21 protein-coding genes are annotated in these 19,362 nt (G+C 56.5%); 13 read left to right on the forward strand and 8 right to left on the reverse strand.

The genetic code is table 11. The features are described from left to right. Positions 1–59: 59 nt before the first annotated feature. The 5 genes from JT31_RS15025 to JT31_RS15045 form a co-directional block, all read right to left on the reverse strand. Positions 60–584: a DUF3455 domain-containing protein gene (locus JT31_RS15025; protein WP_038478727.1), complete on the reverse strand. Its 525-nt coding sequence runs from the start codon at positions 582–584 to the stop codon at positions 60–62. Continuing rightward, complete coding sequence (sodC, locus tag JT31_RS15030; protein WP_052049005.1) at positions 581–1,108, reverse strand: superoxide dismutase family protein; 528 nt, start codon at positions 1,106–1,108, stop codon at positions 581–583. Before sodC ends, JT31_RS15025 begins: the two co-directional genes overlap by 4 nt. Before the next feature lie 471 nt (positions 1,109–1,579). Continuing rightward, complete coding sequence (gene pnuC / locus JT31_RS15035) at positions 1,580–2,296, reverse strand: nicotinamide riboside transporter PnuC (protein WP_038478730.1); 717 nt, start codon at positions 2,294–2,296, stop codon at positions 1,580–1,582. A 2-nt stretch (positions 2,297–2,298) separates the two neighbouring features. Continuing rightward, a complete protein-coding gene (locus JT31_RS15040) occupies positions 2,299–3,045 on the reverse strand; it encodes a nucleoside phosphorylase (protein WP_038478733.1) in 747 nt (248 codons plus the stop codon). A gap of 58 nt (positions 3,046–3,103) precedes the next feature. Then, the gene (locus tag JT31_RS15045) at positions 3,104–3,802 is read right to left on the reverse strand and encodes a Crp/Fnr family transcriptional regulator (RefSeq protein WP_419177761.1); all 699 of its coding nucleotides are present in this window, start codon (positions 3,800–3,802) and stop codon (positions 3,104–3,106) included. Positions 3,803–4,019: 217 nt separating this feature from the next. On the opposite strand from JT31_RS15045, the gene JT31_RS15050 reads away from it, so the two are divergent. The 3 genes from JT31_RS15050 (at position 4,020) to JT31_RS15060 (ending at position 6,019) form a co-directional block, all read left to right on the forward strand. Continuing rightward, complete coding sequence (locus JT31_RS15050; RefSeq protein WP_038478736.1) at positions 4,020–4,352, forward strand: YegP family protein; 333 nt, start codon at positions 4,020–4,022, stop codon at positions 4,350–4,352. Between the two features lie 46 nt (positions 4,353–4,398). After that, positions 4,399–5,679 (forward strand): CyaA/EF/ExoY family adenylyl cyclase toxin, encoded by a 1,281-nt coding sequence (locus tag JT31_RS15055; protein WP_235212937.1) that lies wholly within the window; start codon positions 4,399–4,401, stop codon positions 5,677–5,679. A 139-nt stretch (positions 5,680–5,818) separates the two neighbouring features. Next, positions 5,819–6,019, forward strand: a complete 201-nt coding sequence (locus tag JT31_RS15060) for a glycogen synthase (RefSeq protein WP_038478739.1) — start codon at positions 5,819–5,821, stop codon at positions 6,017–6,019. 71 nt (positions 6,020–6,090) lie between these two features. Here JT31_RS15060 and JT31_RS15065 read toward each other — a convergent pair whose 3' ends face one another. Then, entirely contained in the window at positions 6,091–6,348 is a 258-nt protein-coding gene (locus tag JT31_RS15065; RefSeq protein ID WP_038478742.1) for a YjhX family toxin, read from the reverse strand. 208 nt (positions 6,349–6,556) lie between these two features. Further along, positions 6,557–7,480 (reverse strand): LysR family transcriptional regulator, encoded by a 924-nt coding sequence (locus tag JT31_RS15070; RefSeq protein WP_038478745.1) that lies wholly within the window; start codon positions 7,478–7,480, stop codon positions 6,557–6,559. Between the two features lie 225 nt (positions 7,481–7,705). Here JT31_RS15070 and JT31_RS15075 point away from each other — a divergent pair, with 225 nt between their 5' ends. From JT31_RS15075 to tauD, 8 genes are all read left to right on the forward strand, one after another. Next, positions 7,706–8,950 (forward strand): dicarboxylate/amino acid:cation symporter, encoded by a 1,245-nt coding sequence (locus JT31_RS15075; protein ID WP_038478748.1) that lies wholly within the window; start codon positions 7,706–7,708, stop codon positions 8,948–8,950. 42 nt (positions 8,951–8,992) lie between these two features. Then, positions 8,993–10,183: a cystathionine beta-lyase gene (metC, locus tag JT31_RS15080; RefSeq protein ID WP_038478751.1), complete on the forward strand. Its 1,191-nt coding sequence runs from the start codon at positions 8,993–8,995 to the stop codon at positions 10,181–10,183. Positions 10,184–10,335: 152 nt separating this feature from the next. Further along, positions 10,336–11,244: an N-acetylmuramic acid 6-phosphate etherase gene (gene murQ / locus JT31_RS15085; protein WP_038478753.1), complete on the forward strand. Its 909-nt coding sequence runs from the start codon at positions 10,336–10,338 to the stop codon at positions 11,242–11,244. A gap of 2 nt (positions 11,245–11,246) precedes the next feature. Beyond that, a complete protein-coding gene (gene murP, locus JT31_RS15090; protein ID WP_038478756.1) occupies positions 11,247–12,698 on the forward strand; it encodes a PTS N-acetylmuramic acid transporter subunit IIBC in 1,452 nt (483 codons plus the stop codon). A gap of 173 nt (positions 12,699–12,871) precedes the next feature. Beyond that, a complete protein-coding gene (gene tauA / locus JT31_RS15095) occupies positions 12,872–13,846 on the forward strand; it encodes a taurine ABC transporter substrate-binding protein (protein ID WP_038478759.1) in 975 nt (324 codons plus the stop codon). A gap of 21 nt (positions 13,847–13,867) precedes the next feature. Then, complete coding sequence (gene tauB / locus JT31_RS15100; RefSeq protein WP_038478761.1) at positions 13,868–14,635, forward strand: taurine ABC transporter ATP-binding subunit; 768 nt, start codon at positions 13,868–13,870, stop codon at positions 14,633–14,635. Further along, the gene (gene tauC, locus JT31_RS15105; RefSeq protein WP_038478764.1) at positions 14,632–15,459 is read left to right on the forward strand and encodes a taurine ABC transporter permease TauC; all 828 of its coding nucleotides are present in this window, start codon (positions 14,632–14,634) and stop codon (positions 15,457–15,459) included. The genes tauB and tauC overlap by 4 nt, the downstream gene beginning before the upstream one ends. Next, complete coding sequence (gene tauD / locus JT31_RS15110; RefSeq protein ID WP_038478767.1) at positions 15,456–16,304, forward strand: taurine dioxygenase; 849 nt, start codon at positions 15,456–15,458, stop codon at positions 16,302–16,304. The genes tauC and tauD overlap by 4 nt, the downstream gene beginning before the upstream one ends. Positions 16,305–16,347: 43 nt before the next feature. Here tauD and nepI read toward each other — a convergent pair whose 3' ends face one another. Beyond that, positions 16,348–17,529, reverse strand: a complete 1,182-nt coding sequence (gene nepI, locus JT31_RS15115) for a purine ribonucleoside efflux pump NepI (RefSeq protein ID WP_038478770.1) — start codon at positions 17,527–17,529, stop codon at positions 16,348–16,350. 589 nt (positions 17,530–18,118) lie between these two features. On the opposite strand from nepI, the gene fimA reads away from it, so the two are divergent. Further along, a complete protein-coding gene (gene fimA, locus JT31_RS15120) occupies positions 18,119–18,673 on the forward strand; it encodes a type 1 fimbrial major subunit FimA (protein WP_038478773.1) in 555 nt (184 codons plus the stop codon). A 78-nt stretch (positions 18,674–18,751) separates the two neighbouring features. Beyond that, positions 18,752–19,297 (forward strand): type 1 fimbrial protein subunit FimI, encoded by a 546-nt coding sequence (fimI, locus tag JT31_RS15125; protein WP_038483179.1) that lies wholly within the window; start codon positions 18,752–18,754, stop codon positions 19,295–19,297. Positions 19,298–19,362 lie beyond the last annotated feature (65 nt).

The following is a 19,362-nucleotide window of genomic DNA, read 5'->3' on the forward strand; positions in this document are numbered from 1 at the left end:
CATAAAGTCACGTCCATTAAACAGAAGCCCCGGCCTCCCGGCCAGGACTTTGCAAGCTACTACTTCGTATAAAACCGATAGGTCGCCGTATAAGGCACTTTCAGCGTGGCGCCAAACGTCGCCGGGTCGCAGTTCGTCGGGCCGGTTACGCCGCCGCGAGTGTCCACGCGCTGGATGCTGCTCACGTTGGCGAACAGGCCTGGCTGGGCCTCTGAGGTGCCGGCCAGCAGCAGCCACGGAATAGAGCCTTTATCTTTCGCCGGGCGAGTGGCGCTCAGCGCTCCGGCGACCACGCTGCCGTCCGTGGCCTGCCAGTGCGGGCCGTCGAAGTGTTTGCCGACGAGGTGCTTCAGGCCTTTGTCGCTGAACAGGTCCGCTTCCGGGGCCTGGAATACCCAGCTCCCGGTTTTGGCCCCGGCGTCCGTCGCCGCGCAGCGGTAGATTTGCACGCCACGGGCATAAAGCTCGGTTTGCAGATGCTCGCCTTTTGGCGCATCGATAGAAGTCTCTGCGGCGTTCGCCAGGGCCGGAAACCCGCCTGTCATCAGCGTGAAACACACCGCCGTTAAGACGCGCTTGCTCATGACGTCACTCCGCACACCATACGCGCGCCGCCGCCGCCGAGCATTGCCGGGTGGTCAGAGTGGTTATCGCCGCCGGCGTGGATCATCAGCGAGTGGCCTTTGAGGTCAGACATTCGCAGGCGAGGAGCCAGCACCGGGTAGGTTGCGGTGCCGTCGCTGTCTACATACAGCGCAGGCAGGTCGCCGAGGTGGCCGTTGCCCCACGGGCCTTCGTGTTTGCCGGTGTGGGCCGGATCTAAGTGGCCGCCCGCCGCCAGGCCTGCCACCATTTTGCCGTCCTGCATGCCGGGGCCGCAGTTCGGATTAGTGTGCACGTGGAAGCCGTGAATACCCGGCGGCAGGCCTTTCAGGTTTGGCGTAAAGACCACCCCATATTGGGTGGCGTGATATTCAATTGTGCCCGCTGGCGTTGAAGTGCCGTTGGCGTCCACGGTGTTCATGGTCACGGTGGCGGCCTGCGCCAGCCCGGTACAGGCGAGGGCGGCAATACACAGCGTCAGTTTTAGCGTTTTTAACGTGTTCATCGTTTAACCCTGTATTTTTATCGGATGATGCAAAGAGACAGATGTCGCGAAATTTTGTGCTGCGGGCTTATGCGCGGCAGCAAGCTGGTTATAACAAACCGTTTTGCGGCGTGTTTGATTGCTCTGATAGGTAAAATTGTGGGTTGAAATTCAGCGTGAGGATTTTTAAAAACAATATTTTCATGAGCTTATCCTGTGGTCGGGAACGATTAAAGGGAGAGGCCTGAATGAAAAATAAAGCGTATTTAGCGGTGATAAGCGAGAGTGCAAATGACCGGCTAACGATCGTTAAAAATTATTTGGCTGCTATGCCTTAACTAAAGCATAGATGATTGCGCTGAGCGGGTTGAATACGGTCGCTGAAAATTTCGAGATTTTTAAAAAGCCTTTAATTTTCATCCGGCTTGATAAATAAGATATATCCGAATAAAAAAAGGGCCGTTAAACGGCCCTTGAAGTGAATAAAAATATTTAAGCCAGCGGGCGGGAGCCAATCATTCGGGCGCTCTTAATCCACGCCATAGATCCCATCACCGCAATCGCCGTCAGCAGGATGTACTCCAGCGACATGGCATACACGCCCTGAATGGCGTAAATCACCACGCTAATCACGTCGATAACCACCCACAGCAGCCAGTTCTCAACGTATTTACGGGTCATCAGCACCATCGCGGCGATCGACAGGATCAGCATCGCGGAATCCCACAGCGGGAAGGCATCCGGCTGGAGCTGCGGCATCTCAACCGCCACGCCGAGGCTTTGCATAATGCCCACCGCAATGCGGGTCAGCACGGCGAAGACCGGGTCGATAAAGAAGGTCATCAGCGCGATGGCGACCAGGCACACCGCCGCCAGCGTGAATGCCTTGCTGCGCGGCAGCCAGCGGATCTTCAGGGCGGCCTCGTTGGCTTCGTTCTGGCGGCTCCACGCGTACCAGCCGTAAAGGTTGGCGGCGAAGAAGAACACCTGCAGCAGCAGGCTGGCGTAAAGCTGGATCTGGAAGAAAATCGCCGCAAACAGCGTGACGTTAATCAGGCCGAACAGGTAGTTGATGATTTTCTCTTTGCTGGCGAACCAGATGCAGAGCAGGCCGAAAACGGTGCCGATGGCTTCGATCCACGAGAGCGCGTAGCCGCCTTCGCCAAGCGGAATGGTGACCATCACATTCTTAATGCTGAAGAAATCCATGATTACTGCTCCTGGCTGTCAAGGTAGAGCGCTTCGAGGGCGAGTAAGATCTCGCGGGATTCACCCTGCAGGCAGGACTGTTCCTGCTGCTGGTAGTTGTTAATGCCTTCTTCCAGATTGCCGCTGTGCTCCACGACCACGTTAAGCACGGAGGCGATGCGTAAGCCGCGCAGCGCGCCGACCACCATTAGCGGCGCCGTTTCCATATCCGCGGCGAGGATGCCCTTGCCGGACCAGAACTGGTTAATCTCGTCTTCGCGTTCGGTGTAGAAGCTGTCGTGGCTGCGCACGTAGCCACAGTGGCTGGCGTAGCCCAGGCGTCTGGCCTGTTGAGCAAGATGATGCACCAGGCCGATGTCCGCGCAGGCCGGGTAGCCTTTGTCGATGTACATATTGCTGGTGCCGTCGTCCCGGACGGCGGCGGTGGCGATCACCAGGTCGCCGAGGCGGATGTGGTTTTGCATCGCCCCACAGCTGCCGATGCGGATCAGGTTGGTGACGCCAATCTGGCGCAGCTCTTCCACGGCGATGGCGGTAGAGGGCCCGCCCATGCCGGTGGACATCACCAGCACTTCCACCCCACGGAACCAGCCGCGCAGGGCGCGATATTCCCGGTTGCTGCCGAAGTCTTCCACGTTTTCCAGAAACTGAGCGACGTGTTCCACGCGTTTAGGATCGCCCGGCAGGAGCGCATAACGGGCGTGCGTCATCTCCCGGCTGAGCCGGATATGGGGCTGGAGTTGGGTCATGATGTTTTACCTGGCGTTAAACGAGCCCTGTAAACGGGCTCAGGATTTACTGCTGTTTTTAATGTTCGGCGTGCTGGCGCAGGCGTTGAGGATCGATAACCTGAATATGCTCGCCGTGAATCACAATAATATTTTCTTCCCGCAGCTCGGATAAAATCCGGTTGATACTGCGCGGCGCCACCGCAAACTGCTCGCTTAATTGCTGCTTATTAAGCAGGATGTCGCCCTGGATCTGCTGGTGTTTTTGCCATAACGCCAGGCAAATACGCTGATGTAACGAATAAAGAATGTCTTCCCCGGCCTTTTTAGACAGCTGATAATATTGAACGCTGACGGCCTGTAATATTTTTTGATTAAAGTAATTGTCTAACGCCAGCCAGCGAATAAAATCTTCCCGCGTCAGCACTAATAACGCCGCGTCGCTAACCGCTTCTACCGAGCAGATGTATTGCCGCCGCTCGAAGATTTCCAGCTCGCCCAGCATGTCGCCCTTTTTATAGCGCGCCTGGGAATATTTTCGCCCGTCGTCGGCGGTGGTGAAAACGTCAATTTCCCCTTTAACGATCAGGTGGAACTCATCGCAGGTTTCACCCTGGCGGAAGATCAGCGAGCCACGAGGGTAATGTTTTAGCTGCCAGCTGCGCAGAATATCCAGCGGGCAATACTTCAGCAGCTCATACAGCGTCGGGTCGCCGGTCACTCTTTCAATGACGCTGAGCCAGTCGCTTTGTCTGCTCTCGTTTTTCATGGTGTTCACTATAAAATTTCCCGTCAAATAAGGACAGGACGCCCGTCCCGCGCAGCCCACAGATTAGCGCGAAAACTGCCAGCGGGATCTGAAATCCGCATCGTGGCCGGGACATTTGTCCCGCTGGTTCGCTGGCGGAGTGGGCGATTTGCTCTTTTTTCGTACATACTGTTTTTGAAGTTCACCCAATCTATTAACTGTTTATGATTTTAATCAAGGAGTTAACATGTCTGGTTGGTTCGAATTAAGCAAAAGCAGCGACGGGCAGTTCAAGTTTGTGCTCAAGGCCGGTAACGGGGAAGTGGTCCTCACCAGCGAGCTCTATAAAACCCGCGCCTCGGCGGACAACGGCATCGCCTCGGTGCGCACCAACAGCCCGCTGGACGAGCGCTTCGACAAGAAGGTCGCCAGCAACGGGAAGTTCTACTTTAACCTCAAGGCCGGGAATCATCAGGTGATTGGCACCAGCCAGATGTACGCCACGGAGCAGTCCCGCGACAAAGGCGTTGCCTCGGTGAAAAATAACGGTGGAACCGAAACGGTGAAAGATAAGACTTAACCAAAACCAGGGGCGGCGGGGCAATCCGCGAGCATTCACCTGGGTGATGTTTCGCGTGATGCTGCCCCGGCCGCCTTTTCCCGGCCGCAGCCTCAATGGCTTGTTGTTTATCGCCGGGAGCCTGGCCGTAAAAATGAAAGTGGAATCTACCCCCGTGGCGTATCGCCATGCCGGGCTTCATCTGCCCGCAGAGAATAAAATCCCCGGCACGAGTCTCCAGCAGCTTGTTTCTCAGGTCAAAGACAAAACAGGCATCGTGCCTGCACACCTTATCCCGCTCCAGCGCGTGGCCTCGGAGCACAACTGCATTATCGGCATTCGCCCGGTGGACAAGCTGGCGACGGCGCTGATCGAGGCCGGGCATCCGACCAAAGGTTTTCACATCAAGGGGAAAAGCGCCTCGTGGGGGCCGCAGGCAGGGTTTATCTGCGTGGAGCAGAGTTTCAGCAAGTTGGAGAACGCCTCGCCCGAGCGAATCGCAAAATTCAACTTGCAGACGCAGGCCTGTATCGCCGAAGGGCATGCCGTAGCCGTGCCGCTGGAGGTTTCCCAAAGCCGTCTGCATAACCTGTTTGAGCACGGGCTTATCGATAAGCTTTCCCCGGAGAATACCCGCGGCGTGAGCCATCTCAGGGCCAGCGGGCCGGGCGGCGAGCGCTATGCGTTTGAGGCCCAACGCCTGCCGGGGAACGGAGAGGCGCGATATCGAATTTCCCATCATGGTACGCCGCTGGAGGTGCTTGCTCCGCATGCCGAAGCCAGGCCCTTCACAGCAGATTATGATTTGATGGTCATCGCCCCGCACGTTAGCGAGCTAGGGCCGGAAGACAATTTGCAGGTGCCGGACGTGTCGCATCAGGTTTTTCGCCAGCGGCTGGAAAATTACCGCACGCTTCCCGAGCACGCGGCGCTGCGTGGGGACTATGACGACCCGGCGAGCTTCTACCGCAAGAGCGACGGTGAGATAGGCAATACCAGCGAACGCGCTCGCCGGATGATCGGCGTGCTTAACCAGGCGCTGGCAGGAGAGGGCGAAAAAGTCGTGCATCACGCAACCGACAACGCCAACCCGGTGACCGACCCGGAGAGCAACTATCCGGCCACGTTTGCGCTGCCGTGCAAAATCGGGCGCTTCGAGCCGTTGTGCATCATTGAGAATAAAGACGATTTGGCCGAGCTGGTGATGCAGGCGAAGAACGCGGGCTACCACGTGCCGCTGAATCCGCTGTGGGAAAAAGAGGTGCTTGGCGTGCGAAGCGACAGGTTTACCGCCGCGAAGCTGACGCTGGAGGCGGCGCAGTTAGCAAGGCCGGTTCGGCAGCGTTGAGATGTGTTTTGCGAGGCGTGCCGATATATCGAACGAAAAAAGCTCAAAAGCGCACCCATTGTTCAAAAAATGATCGCGGACGGGTCGATACTGAAAACAGAAGCATATGACTTACCCAAAAGTTAACTCACAAAGGGATATGCTGATGAAAAGAGATCTACAGGCAGTAAAGAATTTTGATTTTCTGGCGCGCAGCTTCGCGCATATGCAGGCTTCGGGGCAGCAGGTGAATCTCCAGGCCGTGACCGGCAACATGAGCCACGAGCAAAAAATGTGGTTCTGCGAACGCTTCAACCATTATTGCATCGAAGAATCCCGAGCCGCCGCGCTCGAACACTGAAACAACGGGCCAGTAGGCCCGTTGTTTGTTTTAGCCCTTCAAAGCGTTTACTCATCCAGACTCATCGCTAATTATCGGTTATCCAACTGGGCACGCACATTGTTCAGGCCGGTCGTATTGATCCGGTACGGCTGCCCGTTGCTGGATTTAATCAGCTTCTTGGTTTTGAGTTTTTTGAACACGGCCAGCGTGCAGTCGCTAAGCAGCAAGCCTTCACGGGTATAACATTCAACGGCGGTGACGCGGCCAGAGCTGTCGCGGGTGTGAACGATGCGTCCCCCTTTCGCTAAAACGTGAAGGGTACGTTGTTCCTGACGGGATAAATTCATACTGGAAAAGCCTTTTCATCATCATGTGCAAAACGTGCCAACACAACGCGTGTGTTCGCATACGGATTAAGCGCAGTGATAATCAGTCCGTCCCGTGGTGGGCGGGGAGCTGATTATCTGATGATTACATTCTCCAGCATCAGGCCTCTGAGTGACTTCGGTTGAGGAAACGGGCGGATAATAACACATAAAAACTAGAGGGGAATAGTCAAGGGATCCAGCTGTCCCACGCGGGCTGCGGCGCAAGTTGCTCCACCAGGAAATCAATAAACGACCGGACCTTCGGGTTGCTGTATTTGCTCGGGAAATAGAGGGCGTACAGCGCGTGGGTTTCGTAGGTGATGATGCCGTCCAGCAGCAGCGGGGTTAGCTCGTCCTTTTGAATATGGTCGCCAATCAGGTAGGTGGGCAGGTAGGCGACGCCCTGGTTTTCCAGTACGGATTTAAGCAGCACCAGGCTGCTGTTGGCCTGGATTGGGGTGCGCATTTTTAGCAGGTGCTGCCGCTCGTGCTCGTCGGTAGTTTTAATCTGCGGCGTTAACCCAGGGTAAACCAGGCAGTCGTGCGTCACCAGGTCCGTGCGTTTGCCCGGCATCCCTTTCTTGCTGAGGTAGTCTGCGGTAGCGCAGTAGGCCCAGCGTACCGGCGCCAGTTTGCGCATGGCATAATTTTGCGGCGGAGAGGTGGATATTCTCAGGGCGATATCAAAGTCGGATTCATTAAGATTAATAAAGTTATCGTTAAGGTCGATATAAAGATTCACGTCGGGGAAGTTCGCCCGGTATTTATCAACCAGGTTGACCAGCCTGGCGTAGCCGAACGCAATCGAGCAGGTGATGCGTAATTCCCCCTGCGGATTATTGTAATAGCTGGATGTGGTATTTAGCGTATCGTCGAACTCTTTAATTAACTTATTAGCGCGGTTAAACAAATATTGCCCCGCATCGGTCAGCGTAATGCTGCGGGTCGTTCTTTTGATAAGCGTTGTTCCCAGCAAATCCTCCAGCGCCGCCAGGCTCTTGCTCACCGCCGAAGGCGACACGCTGAGCTGCGCCGCAGCTTCAGACAGCCCGCCGCAATCGATAATTTTGACGAATACCTCGAGATGCTTGAGTGAAATTGGCGCGCTCATTCTTTCCTTTTATTCACAAGTGATTTGCGGAAACGGTATTAATTCCCCATACCAATCCAATTTCAAAAGTGTAACTATTGCGCTGTAGTAAATAAAGAAGTTAGAAAATGAATTTTATACATCATTAGTGATTTGCATCACAAAAGCCCGGGGATTTAATTGCAGTAGTTGGTAATTGTGATTTTCGTCCCAGTTATTATTACTTTTATTGAGAAGGTATCCTTTATGTGGACACGCCTCGAACCCTACAAATCATCATTTGTTCTTTTATTTGCCCTTATTGTCGGTGGCCTGCTGGGTATTTATGCCCCGACTTACGCCATTAAATTACAGCCCGTCGGGCAAATATTCCTCAACCTGTTGTTTATGATTATTGTGCCGCTGGTTGGCGTCAGCGTGATGTCTTCTATTGCCGGCATGACCGATCTTAAAAGGCTTGGCCGCATCATGGTGGTTATTTTTATTGTCTCCATCGCCATGGCGCTTATTCCTGCCGCAGGCATTGTGCTGCTGGCACTTTGGTACAACCCGGCTCAGGGCGTGACCATCGATCTTTCTCACTCGGTGAAAGGCGGCTCGGGGGAGATGGATTTTGTCAGCATGGTGACCACCAGCGACTTCGTTGGCCTGTTTTCCAAGTCGAACATTCTGGCGCTGATCGTCATCGCGATTATTGCCGGGGTGGCGATTGGCCAGTCGGCGGACGCGGGCAGGCGCATCGCCGCTCTGCTGCAGGATGCCAACACCGTTATCATGAAAATTGTCTCGATTATCATGCAGGTGGCACCGGTCGGGCTGGGCTGCTACTTCGCGGCCACCATGGCAAGTCAGGATGCCGCGCTGCTGATGACCTTTGCCCGCGCCATCGGGCTGTTTATGGCCGCAACGCTTATCTATTACGTGCTTGGCTCCATTTTCTACTCGTGGATTGGCGGCGGGATCTCGGCGGTGAAAGCGTTCTGGCGGCACGCCATTGAACCTTCAGCCACCGCGCTGGGCACCTGTTCTTCGCTCGGGACGCTGCCGGTTACGCTGCGCGCGGGCAAGGCGATGGGTATCAATCCTGAAATCGTCGATGTCTCGATTCCGCTGCTGGTTAACCTCAATAAAGGCGGTGTGGCGATGATTGCCGCGCTGAAAATCGTCTTTATCTATTCGGTTCTCGGCCTGCCGTTTACCAGCGAAACCTTCTTCCTCGCGATGCTGATTGCCGTGCTGTCGGCCATTATCGTTGGCGGCGTGCCGGGCGGCGCGTTCCTCGGGGAAATCTTTATTGTGACCACGCTGGGTCTGCCGATGGAGGCCATCCCGCTGCTGGTGGTGCTTGGCACCATTACCGACGCCCCGGCCACGCTCATCAACGTGATTCACGATCTTAATGCGGCACAAATCGTTGAGCGCTTCGCCGGAAAGAAGCGCACTGAACCTCAGGCAAGCGCCCCGCTGGCGGCGGACGGTATTGCGGGCTAAGCCCTTTGAATGGAATGAATCAGGAAATAACGGGAGATTTTTATGAAACAGAAAATGCATCTTGAAACCCAACTGGTCACCGCCGGACGGGAGAAACGCTACACCCAGGGCGCGGTAAATGCGGTGATTCAGCGCGCTTCCTCGCTGGTTTTTGACAGCGTAAAAGACAAAAAATTTGCCACCGCCAACCGGGCAAACGGCGAGCTGTTCTATGGTCGCAGAGGCACGCTGACGCATTTCTCCTTCCAGAAGGCGATGACCGACCTGGAGGGCGGCGCCGGGTGCTCGCTTTATCCGTGCGGTGCGGCGGCGGTCACCAACGCGATTCTGGCTTTCGTCAGCGGCGGAGACCATATCCTGATGACCGGCGCGGCCTATGAGCCAACACAGGACTTCTGCAATAAGATCCTGAGCAAATTTAACGTCTCAACGACGTACTACGATCCGATGATTGGGGCCGGGATAGCTGAACTTATCCAGCCCAATACCCGCGTCGTTTTCCTTGAATCTCCGAGTTCAATTACCATGGAAGTTCAGGACGTTCCCGGCATGATTAAGGCAATTCGTGCCGTTAGACCGGACATTGTCATCATGCTGGACAACACCTGGGCCGCCGGAGTGCTGTTCCGCGCGCTGGATTATGGCGTAGATATCTCGATTCAGGCCGGGACCAAATACACCATTGGCCATTCGGACGGCATGCTGGGGACGGCCGTGGCCAACGAGCGTTGTTGGGATCGCCTGCGTGAAAATTCCTACCTGATGGGCCAGACGCTGGATGCCGATACGGCGTATATGGCCGCCCGCGGCCTGCGCACGCTGGGGGTGAGGCTGAAGCAGCATGAAGAAAGCAGCCTCGCGATTGCCCGCTGGCTGTCAGAGCATCCACAGGTGGAGCGGGTTAACCATCCCGCGCTGGCAGAATGCCCTGGGCATGCGTTCTTCGAACGTGACTTTTCCGGCAGCTCCGGCCTGTTCTCCTTTGTGCTGAAACAGCGCCTGACGGACGAACAGCTTGCTGGCTATCTCGACAACTTCGCGCTGTTCCATATGGCGTATTCCTGGGGCGGGTTTGAGTCACTTATCCTGGCCAACCAGCCGGAAGAGCTGAATGAAATCCGCCCGGCCGGAAAGGTAGACTTCAGCGGCACGCTGGTGCGCGTGCATATCGGTCTGGAAAACGTTGAAGAACTGATTGCCGACCTCGAAGCCGGTTTCGCCCGCCTCGTCTGATTCCCTCCTTTGCCGCTCGAAAGGGCGGCCTTTTCGCCTGAGTTATTCCGCTATTCTCCCTCCATTGGAATAAAATATTCGTGATAATGCGCACGCACATGGAATAAAATATTCCATACTATGCACTGCAGAACACACTAATGGATGTCCCGATGAAGATTAATTTAACCAAACTGGTCACCGAGAGCCGCAATACGGCGAGCGCGGAAATCGATACGCTGCCCACTTTAGACATGCTCAAAGTTATCAATAACGAAGACAAACAGGTGCCGCTGGCGGTTGAGGCAACGCTGCCGCAGGTGGCTCAGGTCGTCGATAAAGTCGTGGCCGCATTCGCCCGGGGCGGCAGGCTGATTTACAGCGGCGCAGGGACATCAGGCCGGCTGGGTATTCTGGATGCAAGTGAGTGCCCGCCAACTTTCGGCACCCCGCGCGAGCAGGTGGTCGGCCTGATTGCCGGCGGGCATCCGGCCATTTTGCAGGCGGTGGAGAACGCCGAAGACAGCCGTGAAATGGGCGAGCAGGATCTGCGGAACCTGAACTTTAGCGCGCGAGACGTGCTGGTGGGTATTGCCGCCAGCGGCCGCACGCCGTACGTGCTCGGCGCCATGGCCTATGCAAAAAGCGTGGGCGCCACCGTCGCGGCAATCTCCTGTAATCCCGGCAGCGAAATGAGCCTGGCGGCTGATATCGCCATCGAACCCGTGGTCGGCCCCGAAGTCGTCACCGGCTCTTCACGCATGAAGGCGGGTACGGCGCAAAAGCTGATCCTGAATATGATCACTACCGGGTCGATGATCCGCAGCGGCAAAGTCTATGGCAACCTGATGGTGGACGTGGAAGCCACCAACGCCAAGCTGATTCAGCGCCAGATTAATATCGTGGTTGAGGCTACCGATTCCAGCCCTGCGCAGGCAGAAGAGGCGCTCAATGCCTGCCACCGTCACTGTAAAACGGCGATCTTCATGCTGCTGAGCGGCCTGTCTGCCGAAGAGGCCAGCGAGGTGCTGGCGAAAAATCAGGGCTTTATACGTAAAGCATTGCAGGGGTTAAACGGATAGCTATGGCGAAAATCACCGGCTCGATGATGGAACAAGTCCTGCGCCTGACGGGCGGCAGCGGCAATATCCTTGTCTGCGGCAACTGCATGACGCGCCTCAGGCTGACGCTCAAAGACAGAGATCTCGTCCAACACGACGAACTGAAAAAAATTCCCGGCGTGATGGGCGTGGTCAACGGCGACGATCAGCTGCAAATCATTCTCGGCCCTGGCAAAGCGCAAACCGCCAGCGAGCTGATGAATTCGATGCTGAAGCAGGGCGGCCAAAGCGAGCCGGAGAACGGCGAAAGTGCGGATCTGGCCGCGCTCGCCAGCCAGAACAAAAAGCAGATGAAGGCGAAGCAGAACAGCGCGGTGCATAACTTCCTCACCAAGTTTGCCACCATTTTCACGCCGCTGATCCCGGGCTTTATTGCCGCCGGGCTGCTGCTGGGGATTGCCACGCTGCTGCAACAAACGCTGGTGGTGGAAGGCACAGCCCCTGCTGCGTGGCTGACCCAGCTTATTGCCTATATGAAGGTATTCAGCATCGGGCTGTTTACCTTCCTGAGCATTCTTATCGGCTTCAATACCCAGAAGGCTTTCGGCGGCACCGGCGTGAACGGGGCCATCATCGCCTCGCTGTTTATTCTGCGCTACGTGCCGGAAGGCAAAGTGGGCTATTACGCCGGGATGGATACCTTCTTTGGGCTGACAATCGACCCGCGCGGCAACATCATTGGCGTACTGCTGGCATGTATTCTGGGGGCGTGGATCGAACGCCAGGTGCGGCGGATGATCCCGGATAACCTGGACATGATCCTTACCTCGACGATCACCTTGCTGATCACCGGGGCTATCACTTTTGTGGCGATCATGCCCATCGGCGGCGAGCTGTTCAAAGGCATGTCGTGGCTGTTTATGCACCTGAACGGCAACCCATTCGGGACGGCGATTCTGGCCGGGCTGTTCCTGATTGCCGTGGTATTTGGTATTCACCAGGGCTTTGTCCCGGTGTATTTCGCACTAATGGATGCCCAGGGTTTCAACTCGCTGTTCCCTATTCTGGCGATGGCCGGTGCGGGGCAGGTAGGCGCGGCGCTGGCCCTGTTTGCCCGCTCGCCGAAAGGCTCGATGCTGCGCACGCAAATCAAAGGGGCCATTATTCCCGGGCTGCTGGGCATCGGTGAGCCGTTGATTTACGGCGTGACGCTGCCGCGCCTTAAGCCGTTTATCACCGCCTGTATCGGCGGCGGGATAGGTGGGTTCTTCATCGGGCTGGTGGCCTGGCTCGGGCTGCCCGTCGGGCTGAATACCGTCTTTGGCCCGTCCGGGTTAGTGTCGATTCCACTGATGACCTCAAGTCAGGGGATCTTCGCCGGGATGGCGGTTTACGTCGCCGGGATTGTTATCGCCTATGCCGCCGGTTTTATCATGACCTGGTTCTTCGGCAGCAAGAACGTTGATTTAACTTAAGTTAATATAACTCTGCCCGCCCGCGCTCTGCGGGCGGCATTATTCCCACTTCACATCTATCGTTACCCACTTTTTTTCTAAGGACAGAAAAGCATTAGCGATAATTTTTTATTCTTTTATGGAATCGTTGCCGTTGGAAATACTGCTTTCTCCCCCGAGACAGGAGCAGAATCATGGCAGCAAAACGACACTCACTTTGGCTGGTTGCACTGGCCTTAATCGCAGCTCAGGCCCACGCGGTGGACGTCACCGTGGCGTACCAGACTTCCGCCGAACCCGCCAAAGTTGCGCAAGCCGATGATGCTTTTGCCAAAGACAGCGGGGCAAAAGCGGAATGGCGCAAATTCGACAGCGGCGCGAGCGTGGTTCGCGCGTTGGCTTCCGGCGACGTTCAAATCGGCAATATCGGCTCCAGCCCGCTAGCCGTGGCGGCCAGCCAGAACGTGCCGATTGAGGTCTTCCTGCTGGCCTCCCAGCTCGGTAATTCGGAAGCGCTGGTGGTCAAAAAAAGCATCAAATCTCCGCAGGACTTAATCGGCAAACGTATCGCGGTGCCGTTTATTTCCACCACCCATTACAGCCTGCTGGCTTCCCTCAAGCATTGGGGTATTAAGCCCGATCAGGTTCAAATCCTTAACCTCCAGCCTCCGGCAATTATTGCCGCCTGGCAGCGCGGCGACATCGACGCCGCCTATGTCTGGGCGCCCGCGGTGAACGAACTGGAAAAAGACGGCAGCGTGCTGACGGACTCTGCGCAGGTGGGCAAATGGGGTTCCCCAACGCTCGACGTGTGGGTGGTGCGTAAAGACTTCGCCGAAAAACATCCTGATATCGTCACCGCCTTTGCCCGCAGCGCCATTGCGGCTCAGAAAGGCTATATCGACAACCCGGAGCAGTGGCTCAAGCAGCCGGACAACCTGAGCAAGCTCTCGCGCCTGAGCGGCGTGCCGGAAACCGACGTCCCTGGGCTGGTGAAGGGCAATACCTACCTGACGGCGAAACAGCAGGTCGAGCAGCTTAGCGGCCCGGTGAATAAAGCTATCGTCGATACCGCGAAGTTCCTGAAAGAGCAGGGCAAAGTACCTGCGGTGGCAACCGACTACAGCCAGTTTGTGACCGACCGCTTCGTGAAGCCGCTGGCGCAGTAACCGTTAACAGGAGGCACGGCGATGCTACAGGTTTCGCATCTTAGCGCGGAGTACGGCGGTAAAGCGGTACTCGACGACATTAATCTGACGGTGGACGAGGGCGAACTGCTGGTGGTGCTCGGCCCTTCCGGCTGCGGTAAGACCACGCTGCTTAACCTGATCGCCGGTTTCGTCCCCTATCACTCCGGCAGCATTACGCTGCAGGGCAAAACGGTTGAGGGCCCTGGCGCCGAGCGCGGGGTCGTTTTCCAGAACGAGGGGCTACTGCCCTGGCGCTCGGTGCTGCATAACGTGGCTTTCGGGCTGCAGCTTGCCGGGCAGCCTAAGCCGCAGCGTGAAGAGCTTGCGCTCGACATGCTGCGCAAGGTTGGCCTGGAAGATAAAGCCAAACGCGCCATCTGGCAGCTTTCCGGCGGGCAGCGGCAGCGGGTGGGCATCGCCCGAGCGCTGGCAACAAAGCCCCAGCTTTTACTGCTGGACGAACCGTTTGGCGCGCTGGATGCCTTTACCCGCGAGCAGATGCAAACCCTGCTGCTAAAGCTGTGGCATGAGAGCCGCCGCCAGGTGCTGCTGATCACTCATGATATTGAGGAAGCGGTGTTCCTGGCGACAGAGTTAGTGTTGCTGTCACCGGGCCCTGGCCGCGTGCTGGAACGGCTACAGCTTGATTTCGGTCGTCGTTTTGCCGCCGGAGAGCCGTGCCGCAGCATCAAATCTGACCCTGAATTTATCGGGAAGCGCGAATACGTGCTGAGCCGCGTGTTTGAACAGCGGGAGGGCTTCTTATGAGCGTAGTCATTCAGGACAAGCCGGTGCGCCGCCGCCTTACGCTGCGCTGGCCGTTTTCGCGGCAGCTGACGCTAAGCGCGGCAACGCTGGTTACGCTGGTGCTGCTGTGGTGGTGGGTTGCCTCTCAGCACTGGGTCAGCCCGCTGTTTCTTCCGCCGCCGGGGCAGGTGCTCTCGAAGCTGATTACTATAGCCGGGCCGCAGGGCTTTATGGACGCCACGCTGTGGCAGCACCTGGCCGCCAGCCTGGGGCGCATTCTTACCGCGCTTGCCGCTGCGGTGCTGATAGGCATCCCGGTGGGCATTGCGATGGGGCTGAGCTCCACCGTGCGCGGCATCCTTGATCCGCTGATCGAGCTTTACCGCCCGGTGCCGCCGCTGGCCTATTTGCCGCTGATGGTGATTTGGTTTGGCATCGGCGAGACCTCCAAAATCCTGCTGATTTACCTCGCGATTTTTGCGCCGGTAGCCATGTCCACCATGGCGGGCGTGCGCAGCGCGAAGCAGGTCCGTATTCGTGCCGCCCAGGCGCTGGGCGCGTCCCGTTTGCAGGTCATCTGGCATGTGATTTTGCCGGGTGCGCTGCCTGAAATTCTGACCGGCTTCCGCATTGGGCTGGGCGTGGGCTGGTCCACGCTGGTGGCCGCAGAGCTTATTGCCGCGACGCGCGGGCTGGGCTTTATGGTGCAGTCGGCCGGTGAGTTTCTGGCAACGGATGTGGTACTGGCCGGGATCGGCGTAATTGCCGTCATCGCATTTTGTTTAGAACTGGGGCTGCGGGCGCTACAGCGCCGCCTGACCCCGTGGCATGGAGAAGGGCAATGAGTGAAAAAGTGAACGTTAAGCCATTGGGGCCGTACATCGGGGCGCAGGTCAGCGGCGTGGATCTGACGCGTGGCCTGAGCGATAACCAGTTCGAGCAGATTTACCACGCGCTGATCCGCCATCAGGTGCTGTTCTTCCGCGAACAGGAGATAACGCCTTCTCAGCAGCGCGCGCTGGCTCTGCGCTTCGGCGACCTGCATATCCACCCGGTTTACCCGCATGCCGAAGGTGTGGAAGAAATTATCGTGCTGGATACCCACAACGATAATCCGCCGGATAACGACAACTGGCACACCGACGTGACCTTTATTGAAACGCCGCCTGCCGGGGCGATTCTGGCCGCGAAGCAGCTGCCGGAAACCGGTGGGGATACGCTGTGGACCAGCGGGATTGCTGCCTTTGAGGCGCTGTCGGAGCCGTTTAAAAAGCTGCTGTCCGGGCTGGAGGCAGAACATGACTTCCGCAAATCGTTCCAGGAGTACAAGTACTCCCATAACGAGGTCGAGCACCAGCGCTGGCGCGAGGCCGTGGCGAAGAACCCGCCGCTGCGCCATCCGGTGATTCGTACTCATCCGGTCAGCGGCAAGCAGGCGCTTTTCGTCAACGAAGGCTTTACCACCCGCATCGTCAACCTGACGGAAAAAGAGAGCGAGGCGCTGCTGGGCTTCCTGTTTGCCCACATCACCAAACCGGAGTTCCAGGTGCGCTGGCGCTGGCAGCAAAACGATATTGCCATTTGGGATAACCGCGTCACCCAGCATTATGCCAACGCTGATTATCTCCCGGCTCGCCGCATCATGCACCGCGCGACTATTCTGGGCGATAAGCCTTTCTGGCGCGGTTGATAAAAAAATAGCGCCTGATATCAGGCGCTATTTTTAGATTTTTTTAAGCCCGAACCTTCACCGCAACCAGCAGGGCCGTCAGCAGCATCAGGCTGCCGGATAGCATCAGCGGAGCCAGCAGGCCGAGGTTATCCAGCGCCAGGCCGCCCACCGCCGCGCCGCAGGTGTTGGCCAGCTGAATAACGGCCACCTGAATCGACCCGGCTTTTTCCGCCTGGTCCGCCAGCGAACGGGTGATCCACGTTGACCAGCCTACCGGCACCAGGGCAAAGGCCAGGCCCCAGACAACCGCAATCACCGAAGCCACGGTTTTATTCGTTCCCCACAGCACCAGCACCGCCGCGCTAACGGCGAGAATCAGCGGCGCGCAGGCCAGCGCCAGCTTTAACGAGCGTTTCAGAATAGGCGCGGAAAGCGAGGTGCCGACGAAGCTTGCGATACCAAAGCTCAGCAGCACCAGCGTCAGGCCGTCAACGTCGAAGCCCGACATCGTCATGTAAACCGGGCGGATATAGGTAAAGAACGAGAACTGACCCGCAAACGCCATGAAGATGGCGAGCATACCCGCCAGCACGCCCGGCCGCTTTAACAGGCCAAACATGTTTTGCTTCTGGTGCGCCGGTTCACCCGGCAGCGAAGGCAGCGCCTTCCAGACCCAAATAATACAGGCTACGCCCATCAGCGCCGCGGCGTTAAAGACGTTGCGCCAGCCTATTATTCCGCCGAGAAAGCTGCCCAGCGGGGCGGCAATCACTAACGCAATCGACACCGCGCCGAAGATAACCGACAGCGCCTTTGGCACCGTGCGGGCAGGAACGAGGCGCATGGTCAACGAAGCCGACATGGCCCAGAAGCCGCCAAGCGCCAGCCCGAGGCAGGCGCGGCCCAAAAGCAGCAGGGAGAAATTACCGGCAAATGAAACCAGCAGGCAGGAGGCGGTGAGCAGGACGGCAAAAAGCAGCACCACGCGGCGGCGATCGGTGGAGCCAATGAGGTTGGTGATAAACAGGCTGGCGAACATGGCCACAAACGCGGTGACGGTGACCGACTGCCCGGCAACGCCCTCGGAGATATTCAGTTCCTGTGCCATAGGGGTCAACAGGCTAACCGGCAAAAACTCAACGGTAATCAGGCAGGCGACGCAAAAAGCGATAGCAAATACTGCTGACCAATTGGGGCGGGTTATCGAGGTCGCCGGAATGGCGTGGGGAGCGGTCTCATTCATCCTGAAGTCCTGGGTAAGTTTTCGATGGCAAGCCCTCCAGTGTATCACCGCTTGCGCAACGACTTTAACGTTTTGGCAACTTTGCACGGTATTGCGCATTTGGCGTTCAAGATTCCCTTTCCTGCGTTAAACAAAAAATAAACAAATTTAACAATAAATATACAATATTCTCATGCCTGGAGGGACGCATAACCCCCTAAATAAACGAGGTTTTTGCTGCTTTATCCCCGTATTCCCGAAAGGTTGTCCTGGTGATTTCTTAGGCGTTATTAAGACCGGGCTTACCTAACATAAAGAATTGGCATCTATTACTTAATTCAAATTTGGCTTAATTTAGCCCCACTTCGTCACCTGGTGCGAATATATATAAATTTTATTTTTGATTATTAAGGATGACTTCTTTACGGCCATGAAATAACGGGCCGGGGAATCGTTTGTCTTTAATTCTCATGAAAATACTGAGCATTCTAAGGAATTCCCACAGGATGTGGGAAATGCGTTATGCGGTCATTTAAGACCGATGATGATTCAAACGGCGTAATGAAGGATGCATTGCTCCGATGTGCGTTTTATATATGAAGGAATACCCATGAAATTAAGCAAAATCGCCTCTTCACTGATCGCCACCGTTGCTCTGGTAAGCGGCGCCGCTAACGCAGCAGATCCAGTTACCGTTAATGGCGGTACCGTGCATTTCCAGGGCGAGCTGGTTAACGCCGCTTGCGCAGTAAGCACTCAGTCCGACGGCCAGATCGTTAAGCTGGGCCAGTACCGTACCGCCGCTTTCACCAAAGTGGGCGATACCTCTTCCCAGATCCCATTCAACATCGTGCTGACCGATTGCGATAGCACCGTTGCGGCTACCGCTTCTGTGGCATTCACCGGCCAGACTGATGCAACCGATCCAACCCTGCTGGCGGTGAACTCAGGCGGTAACGCTACCACCGCGAAAGGCGTAGGTATCGAGATCCTGGATCGTGGTTCTAAGACGCTGTCTCCAAACGGGACCGTGTTCTCTACCGCTCAGACTCTGAACGACGGTGAGAACACCATTCCGTTCACCGCTCGCTATAAAGCTACTGCTGCTACCGCCACTGCCGGTGCTGCAAACGCGGACGCTACCTTCGTAATGAAATACGAATAATCAGCGACAGCTGATAGCACAAGGATGATTCAGCCTCAGGGACGAGGCTTGTCCGACGTGAGTCCAGAGAGGACGATGATGACAAGGAAAATCCTGCTCCTGGCTATTCTGGCAGCGGTGAATCCCGTTCAGGCAAAGCGCATTGTGGTTATCCACGGCGGTGAAGTGCACATGCAGGGCGAGTTGGTCAACGGCGCCTGCGCCGTCGCGCCTGAAAGTCAGGAAATGACCGTGCAAATGGGTCAGTACCCAAGCAACGTTTTTAAAGATGTTGGCAGCTACGCGCCGCCCAGCATCCCTTTTACCCTTCGGCTGACGGACTGCCGCCCGGAGGTTTATGACCATGTTGGTATCGCGTTCCAGGGCTCAACCCCGGCGGAAGATCCTCAGGTATTTCTGGCTACATCCAGCGTAAGCGGCAATGACGCCAGCAGCGGGATTGGCCTGGCGTTATTTGACCAACAGCAGCAGTTGATTATTCCAAATAGCGAACCGGCTTCATATTCGCCAATAACCACGCAGGAAATGAGCTTTCATTTTACTGCGCGTTATCGTTCGGTCTCTAAGCACATGTCGCCCGGAAATATTCGCTCCGACGTCTGGTTCACGCTGGTTTATCCCTGAACCTCTGCTTCTCCATTCTGGCTATTTTGATGGTACCTGTCGTGATGAACAAATTATATAAAGCC

The sequence above is a fragment of the Cedecea neteri genome (assembly GCF_000757825.1).
In the GTDB taxonomy this organism is placed as follows: domain Bacteria; phylum Pseudomonadota; class Gammaproteobacteria; order Enterobacterales; family Enterobacteriaceae; genus Cedecea; species Cedecea selenatireducens.

Bases quoted from the DNA above. Each gene is read 5' to 3' on its own strand.
- JT31_RS15025 (WP_038478727.1), bottom strand. From the start codon at position 584: ATGAGCAAGCGCGTCTTAACGGCGGTGTGTTTCACGCTGATGACAGGC.
- sodC (WP_052049005.1), bottom strand. From the start codon at position 1,108: ATGAACACGTTAAAAACGCTAAAACTGACGCTGTGTATTGCCGCCCTC.
- pnuC (WP_038478730.1), bottom strand. From the start codon at position 2,296: ATGGATTTCTTCAGCATTAAGAATGTGATGGTCACCATTCCGCTTGGC.
- JT31_RS15040 (WP_038478733.1), bottom strand. From the start codon at position 3,045: ATGACCCAACTCCAGCCCCATATCCGGCTCAGCCGGGAGATGACGCAC.
- JT31_RS15050 (WP_038478736.1), top strand. From the start codon at position 4,020: ATGTCTGGTTGGTTCGAATTAAGCAAAAGCAGCGACGGGCAGTTCAAG.
- JT31_RS15055 (WP_235212937.1), top strand. From the start codon at position 4,399: ATGTTTCGCGTGATGCTGCCCCGGCCGCCTTTTCCCGGCCGCAGCCTC.
- JT31_RS15060 (WP_038478739.1), top strand. From the start codon at position 5,819: ATGCTGATGAAAAGAGATCTACAGGCAGTAAAGAATTTTGATTTTCTG.
- JT31_RS15065 (WP_038478742.1), bottom strand. From the start codon at position 6,348: ATGAATTTATCCCGTCAGGAACAACGTACCCTTCACGTTTTAGCGAAA.
- JT31_RS15070 (WP_038478745.1), bottom strand. From the start codon at position 7,480: ATGAGCGCGCCAATTTCACTCAAGCATCTCGAGGTATTCGTCAAAATT.
- JT31_RS15075 (WP_038478748.1), top strand. From the start codon at position 7,706: ATGTGGACACGCCTCGAACCCTACAAATCATCATTTGTTCTTTTATTT.
- metC (WP_038478751.1), top strand. From the start codon at position 8,993: ATGAAACAGAAAATGCATCTTGAAACCCAACTGGTCACCGCCGGACGG.
- murQ (WP_038478753.1), top strand. From the start codon at position 10,336: ATGAAGATTAATTTAACCAAACTGGTCACCGAGAGCCGCAATACGGCG.
- murP (WP_038478756.1), top strand. From the start codon at position 11,247: ATGGCGAAAATCACCGGCTCGATGATGGAACAAGTCCTGCGCCTGACG.
- tauA (WP_038478759.1), top strand. From the start codon at position 12,872: ATGGCAGCAAAACGACACTCACTTTGGCTGGTTGCACTGGCCTTAATC.
- tauB (WP_038478761.1), top strand. From the start codon at position 13,868: ATGCTACAGGTTTCGCATCTTAGCGCGGAGTACGGCGGTAAAGCGGTA.
- tauC (WP_038478764.1), top strand. From the start codon at position 14,632: ATGAGCGTAGTCATTCAGGACAAGCCGGTGCGCCGCCGCCTTACGCTG.
- tauD (WP_038478767.1), top strand. From the start codon at position 15,456: ATGAGTGAAAAAGTGAACGTTAAGCCATTGGGGCCGTACATCGGGGCG.
- nepI (WP_038478770.1), bottom strand. From the start codon at position 17,529: ATGAATGAGACCGCTCCCCACGCCATTCCGGCGACCTCGATAACCCGC.
- fimA (WP_038478773.1), top strand. From the start codon at position 18,119: ATGAAATTAAGCAAAATCGCCTCTTCACTGATCGCCACCGTTGCTCTG.
- fimI (WP_038483179.1), top strand. From the start codon at position 18,752: ATGACAAGGAAAATCCTGCTCCTGGCTATTCTGGCAGCGGTGAATCCC.